5 protein-coding genes are annotated in these 6431 nt (G+C 41.1%); all 5 read right to left on the minus strand.

The annotated features are described in order from the left end of the window. Window positions 1–2: 2 nt before the first annotated feature. Window positions 3–2090, minus strand: a complete 2088-nt coding sequence (locus tag HP439_RS06150) for a GDSL-type esterase/lipase family protein (RefSeq protein WP_172389468.1) — start codon at window positions 2088–2090, stop codon at window positions 3–5. 6 nt (window positions 2091–2096) lie between these two features. Then, window positions 2097–3329 (minus strand): MFS transporter, encoded by a 1233-nt coding sequence (locus tag HP439_RS06155; protein WP_172389469.1) that lies wholly within the window; start codon window positions 3327–3329, stop codon window positions 2097–2099. A gap of 10 nt (window positions 3330–3339) precedes the next feature. Further along, window positions 3340–4473: a Kelch repeat-containing protein gene (locus tag HP439_RS06160; protein WP_172389470.1), complete on the minus strand. Its 1134-nt coding sequence runs from the start codon at window positions 4471–4473 to the stop codon at window positions 3340–3342. Continuing rightward, on the minus strand, window positions 4473–5396 hold the full coding sequence (locus HP439_RS06165) for a dihydrodipicolinate synthase family protein (RefSeq protein WP_172389471.1): 924 nt from the start codon (window positions 5394–5396) through the stop codon (window positions 4473–4475). Before HP439_RS06165 ends, HP439_RS06160 begins: the two co-directional genes overlap by 1 nt. Window positions 5397–5525: 129 nt before the next feature. After that, window positions 5526–6431, minus strand: a 906-nt coding sequence (locus HP439_RS06170) for a RagB/SusD family nutrient uptake outer membrane protein (RefSeq protein WP_172389472.1), incomplete at its 5' end; no start/stop codon positions are given.

The raw sequence follows: 6431 nt of genomic DNA on the forward strand, positions 1-6431 counted from the left end.
TGTTATTTCTTTAGCAATAAACGAAATGTGCTAGCCGGTAACTCCGCCCTATTTATTAAATTTCCTAGACTAACTGGACGCCATCCGTAGACTAATGCAATAGGCGTTGCGTCCTTCGGTATTTCAACGTGAACTTGATTTGCGATAATTCGCCCGCTCGCTTCAACGAATTTGCCGTCAAGAGTTTCGAAAGCGAAGCCATGAAGAGGAGCGTTATCTTTCGTCTGTAGTTCGTCGTCATAATAAAATTCTAGCATGAGACTGTTTTTTTTCGTTTTATAATTTTTATAAAGAGGTCCGGAAGCAATATTGTTTTCACGATATTCTTTGGATAATGCCCATTGCGCCAACCTTTTTCCAACAGTAATTTTTTCTTTTGGATGTACATCCGTCCGATTTCCTATATCGCTGGTAATTGCCATTCCACTATTGGGAATTTTTGCCAACAACTTCCTTTGTGCGTCGCGAAAGCGGGGCCACGAAGGTCGTTGGATACTTGATAGTTGCGTATAATAAAAAGGAAAGTCTTCCTGCCATGCTTCGCGCCAACTAGCGACGAATGTGGGAAATAATTTATTATAGAGTTCTAGATTATCGGCGTCACTTTCACCTTGGTACCAAATAACGCCCCGTATAGAGAAAGGTACAAGCTGTGCAATACCTGCTTCGTAAATGTAAGATGGAGCGTACGGGTGCTGTTGAAAGGGAGAGTCGGATAGCTCTAAATTTTTATTTGCGCGTTCACGGCACCAAGACATTAAATAGTCCGTATTGCGCCATGGATGAAGGGATTGCACAAAAGTGGGGTTGGATTCTAATGTGAGTCGCGATAGCCACGCGAGTTGCGGTGATCCACCGACAGCGAGCGTAATAATTCCTACGGGGATATTTTGATTATTGGATATTTCGTTTGCAAAGGCATAGGCTACGGCGGAGAAACTTCGTGCGTTCTTTTGATTATTTTCCTGCCAAGATCCACTAAAAAATTCTAGCGAATTAGTTTTCTGCAAGGTGGCGGAATCCCATACGATATTGTCGGTGATCCCTGCTGACACGAATTGGAAGAGACGAATATTCGTATTTTTGTCAGCGGTGCTTGCTAAACTATCACCACCAAAGGCTTGGTGTAACCGAAAGTCCATATTTGATTGCCCAGCTGCAAGCCAGATGTCCCCAACAACTATGTTGTCGAAAGTAAATTTATCGGTACCATTCTCTATTGTTAACGTTTTGGACTCTTGGCTTAGTTCTGGCGGAGGGAATGTCACTTGCCAGTTGCCGTCTATTGTTACGGTAGTCTCAAGTTCGTCGCCATCCCATGTGACAGTAGTACGCGTTCCAGCATTGCCTTTCCCCCATATTTTTAGAGGTTTGTCACGTTGCACGACCATGTTCTTGCTGAAAATTTGTGGAAGCTGTAGTCCACCAAAATCGCCAGTAATATGTTGATATATTGTTTTTGCAATAAGAGCTGCCCCATGGGCGTTCGGATGTAAAGTAGCGGCATCCGTGAAGACATCTGGTCTGTTATGCAATGCAGCATATAGATCGATTGTCGGTAAATCCTTAGCTTGAGCCACTTGAGTGATTCGTGCTTGCAGGAGATGGTACCAATCAAATGTACTCGAAGAAAATCTTGGATGTCCAGTGAATATTGGAGACATTTGACATATATAGATTTTTAAACTTGGATTATCTTGCTTTAGTGTATCAATTAACCACAGGTAATCGCTTATAAACTGATCTCCGAAGTGCGGAAAATTCCTCGGGTCAGTATCGTTTAATCCTAAATGTATGATTGCGATATCTGCTTTATACTCCAGCGCGGCGGTGAATTGTTTTGTATTTTGATAAGGACGGTGGCCATTGTGCAACAAAGTGGCACCGCTATGGCCGAAGTTTTTTACTTCGTAGTTTGATCCGAGTAATCTTTCGAGTTCGGCGGGATAAGCATTTTTATCTCTCTGTTCAATCCCGAGCCCTTCGGTTACTGAGTCACCGATGCTTGCTACTTTAAGTTTCTTTTGAGCATGAAGAGTTACTGTAGATAAAACCGAAATGAGAAAAAATAATACGTATTTTGATGCCATGTTATTCTATTGGTCAGTAAAGTCAATTACTTTTGGGCGAAGCGTCACTAATTGCAGTACGAGTGCTATTAGAACTACTAAGGCTAACGTCGCAAAACCGTCCCCAAAATGTCCATCATCTTTAAATTTTCCTAATACTTGCGTAATAGCTGCACCAGCAAATACGCCAACCATGTTCATAAACCCATACGCTGTAGCACGTAACCGCGAAGGAACGAATTGACAAAGAATAGGCATGTTGTTTGCATCGAAGACACCGAATCCTATTCCAAATAATATCGCCGCACCTACTACCGCAAGGAAAGTTTCTCCCATACCAAGCAAGACTAGGGACGGAATTGTTAAGGCAAGCCCGATTGCACTGGTGTAGACGCGTCCTCGTATATTTTTTAAGACCCATCGATCGCTCGCCATTCCGCCGATAATAACACCGATGAACGACGAAGCCGCTATCGTTATAGTTGATAATGGACCTGCTTGTTCCATAGGAATTTTCAAACTGTCCGAAAATAGGGTCGGGAGCCAATTTTTTGTCGCCCACCCAGGTAGACTTGGTGCCGCGAAGTAGAGCAGAATTACCCAAAATGCAGTCATTGAGAATAAAGTTGATAATCCTTTTAAAAGCGGTACTTTTACGGTTGTATTTGGTTCATTCGATATTTCGTGCGTTTTTTCATGTAGTAAAAAACTCAGGAGGACTGCATAGACTATACCGACAAGACCGAACCATTGAAATGCTGAATGCCAACCGACATTACTAGCGAGCGTTGCACCAAAGCCTCCAAGAGCCTGCCCCATATACAAACCGGTCATGTGTACGCCAATAGCTAACGATCTGGTTTTTCCAGTATGATAATCAGCAATTAGAGCTAGGCCGGCTGGAATATATAGCGCTTCGCTAACACCCATAATTGCGCGTAAAATTAACAAATGGTCATAATTATCGACTAACCCCATTGCGTATGTGACAGCTGACCATATAAATAGACTTACGACTATCAGCCATTTACGGTTTACTCGATCAGCAACAACTCCGGCGACAGGACTCATAAATCCATATATGTATAAAAAAATCGCCATTAGAATACCAAAAGCCTCAGCGGTTTGGAGTTCAATAATATCAACCTGCATTGAATCGCGCATAGTTGATAGCATTTGTCTGTCGAGATAGTTAAGAAGAGCGACAACCCATAGTAGGCCAACGACGATCCATGGATATTGTTTCGTGTTTTTTAACATGTTGCTATAATTAGTTTCTTTCGATTTTTCCGATTAATATTTGATCTGTGCGGATACCCGCACTTTTTTCTCCGCTGGGGATAATAATTAGTTCACCGTGTGTTATCGCTAAAGTGGTTACGGGGCTTTCACCCTTAATAGGTGTCAGAGGCGACCATTTTTTTTGAGCAATATTATACGACCATGATTTATTGCTGAAACCTGGGTGTTCATCTTGGAGCTGTGCTTTGCGTGTATTTAAAATTTCTTTTTGAATTGGATCTTTCGTTTCGCCTATTTCAGCTATAATTGACTCAACTTTATGAAAGGTTTCAGCGTTATCACCACCGAAGATAAGTAAATCACCCGAAGAGTCCAATATGCCGGTACCTGCAGCTAAGGGCTCGGGTAACGTACCTATTTCTATAATGTTATTGTTAGGTATATCGAACTCGAAAATCTTGCTATAGATGGTACTCCGTCCGCCATTGTTTCGTTTTCTACCACCGACCACTAATATTTTATTCTTCTTGTTGGATACTACTACAGCGTGCGTTACTGGATAGGGTAGAGTAGACAGTTCTTCCCAAAGACTGCTGGGTACAGAAAGATCCAAACAATATATTTTATCGGAAACGAGATCTTGATTCTCACCCCCGATATAATAAAGCTTATTGTTAGCTGAAACGAGAGAACCATTTGTTAAAGGTAGTGGTAAAGGTGTAAGCCTCTCTCGAAGAACAGAATCTTGTGTAAAGGTAATTTTTTTAACTTCAGCAGAGACTCCCTTTTGGTTTTCGCCGCCAGCGATATATAATGCGTCATTCAATGAGCAATTTCCGACATATGCAATAGGTTCGGAAAGAAGGTGTTGGCTTTGTAACGAAATTTTGTCTCCATCTATTTTGAAAATGTATAATTCGGGGGAGTATTGTTTTATTCCACCTTCCCACGGCTTTTTGTCAGGGAAGTTAGCGCCACCAGCAATAATTAATTTGTCGCCGATAATACCGGCAATAGGTCCCGCTATCCCGATGTGTTTACGTCCATCTTTTTGTAGAGGTAGCGCTTCATTCGAATTCCAACGAATATTGTAATTTTCATGCTTTGTTCCGCATGCGGTTAAAATAGCGGTAATCATAAGAATAGCGGGTTGTATTTTCATTATACCCTAGATTTAAATGATTCAAAGTTGAGCTTGGCGACTTCTCGTTGAAAATCAACGAAGTTTTCTTGACTCATGTTGGCAACAGGCAACCTAAATTCGCCACAATTAATACCAACGAGTTTCATGTAAGCTTTACCTGTTGCAATACCGCCATATTTCCCAAGTAATGTTATCATATCAATAGATTTTTGTTGTAGAGAATTTGCCTTTTCAAAATCACCTTGATCGAATGCCTCCATCAGATCGATATATAAAGGTGCTGCATAATTATAAGTACTGCCGACAGCACCCCTGCTGCCAAGCACTAAGGAGGATAAGATATTTTCATCGCGGCCCCATAACATGTCGTATTTCCGATCGTTGTAATTCATACAAGACAGGAAGTCCATAAAATCTTCGTGCGTGTACTTAATCCCTTTAAACGTAGGAATAAGCGTATCTATCTCTTTTAGCAGATCCAGCATCGCGATGTTGACCCCTGTAAGAACGGGAATGTGATAATAATAGAAAGCTGTATTTGGTGCTGCTGAGGCTACTTTAGCACAACATAAAGCAAGCTGTTTCGCATTTGCGGGTTTGAAGTAGAAGGGTGAGGTGAATGAAATTACGTCAACCCCGGACTCTTCTGCTATTTTTGCTAATTCCATACACTCTTTAACATTTGTTCCGCCTAAAAACATCATTAATGTGAAATCTTTGTCATCTGCTGTTAAGGCGGTCCACGCCTGCATAACTTTTATTTTTTCTTGGAACGTAAGAGATACACCTTCCCCAGTCGATCCACAAATGAATGAACCTACAATTTTGTTTGCCTTCAGTAAATTATAATAGTCAGGGATAATCTCCAGATTTAACTCTCCCATGGCATCAAATGGTGTAAATGGCGCTGCAATTAGGCCTTCGATTTTCTGTGTGTACATTGTTTTTTGTTTAGCTTCTGTAGCGTGTGACTTATTCTTGATATTTTGAGTTTCCAAATGTAACTGAAAGAAGGACTAATGGATACGGGATCACACTAGCCCTCGCTTATTTAACTAATCTAATACTGACTAAGGTTTTGTTGTAGGGTATCCAGGTGTTTGATCAACTAACGGATCATCTGTCCATACCTGACTACCAACCGGCCATAATGTTTTGTAAGCCTCGGTACTTTCATTTAGGACACCATATGAATGATTTGGAGACTTGAAGACGAACGGTTTACCTGCATGTTTCATTCGACGGATATCGTACCAGCGTTTCCCTTCAAAAACGAATTCTTTATTTCGCTCCTCTAGAATTGCTAGCTCATTTTCATCCGTGCTTCCATTAACAAACGGCGTCGGGTCATTACCCATGTACGCGCGATTACGTATTGTCTGAATATATTGTGCAGGATTATCGCCTTCCGCATTAGCTATTTCTGCGAGCATCAAAAGCCGGTCTGCCTCACGGTAAATCGGCCAGTCACTATCCCAGTAATGAATGTTGTTGTTTTCTTCTCCTAGAAATTTTGTTAATACAGTATTCCGTATGGTAACTTTTTGAGGGTTTACATTTCTATCAATCGCATAAAAATCGTAAAATGTGGCGTCTCTCCGTTGATCCTCTATATCATAGGATTGAAATAGGTCATACGTATATGCGTACCGTTGCAAACCGCCAATATTTGATTGACCAATGTTTAATGGATCGATAAGTGTGGTGGAATTCACGTCTATGGTGTCTTTATAATAGATTCCATTGAAATTCGAGATTGCGTATGCGAACATGTGGGTGTTGGACATATTTGCTTCGTTATACGAAAATGGAATTGTTAATATAAGTTCGTCATTGCTGCGATCTTTTATAACGGATGCGAAATCCTCCATCAGCGTGTACCCCGTGATATCGTTTAATGCAGTTTTTGCATCTGTCAGATCCTCAATGTTGTTGTATACTTTTGCTGACCAAAGGTATACTTCGCCCTTTAACAT

Source organism: Sphingobacterium shayense (genome assembly GCF_013179575.1).
Classification (GTDB): Bacteria; Bacteroidota; Bacteroidia; order Sphingobacteriales; family Sphingobacteriaceae; genus Sphingobacterium; species Sphingobacterium shayense.

Coding starts and splice junctions, on each gene's coding strand:
- HP439_RS06155 (WP_172389469.1), bottom strand. CDS start 3,329: ATGTTAAAAAACACGAAACAATATCCATGGATCGTCGTTGGCCTACTA.
- HP439_RS06165 (WP_172389471.1), bottom strand. CDS start 5,396: ATGTACACACAGAAAATCGAAGGCCTAATTGCAGCGCCATTTACACCA.
- HP439_RS06150 (WP_172389468.1), bottom strand. CDS start 2,090: ATGGCATCAAAATACGTATTATTTTTTCTCATTTCGGTTTTATCTACA.
- HP439_RS06160 (WP_172389470.1), bottom strand. CDS start 4,473: ATGAAAATACAACCCGCTATTCTTATGATTACCGCTATTTTAACCGCA.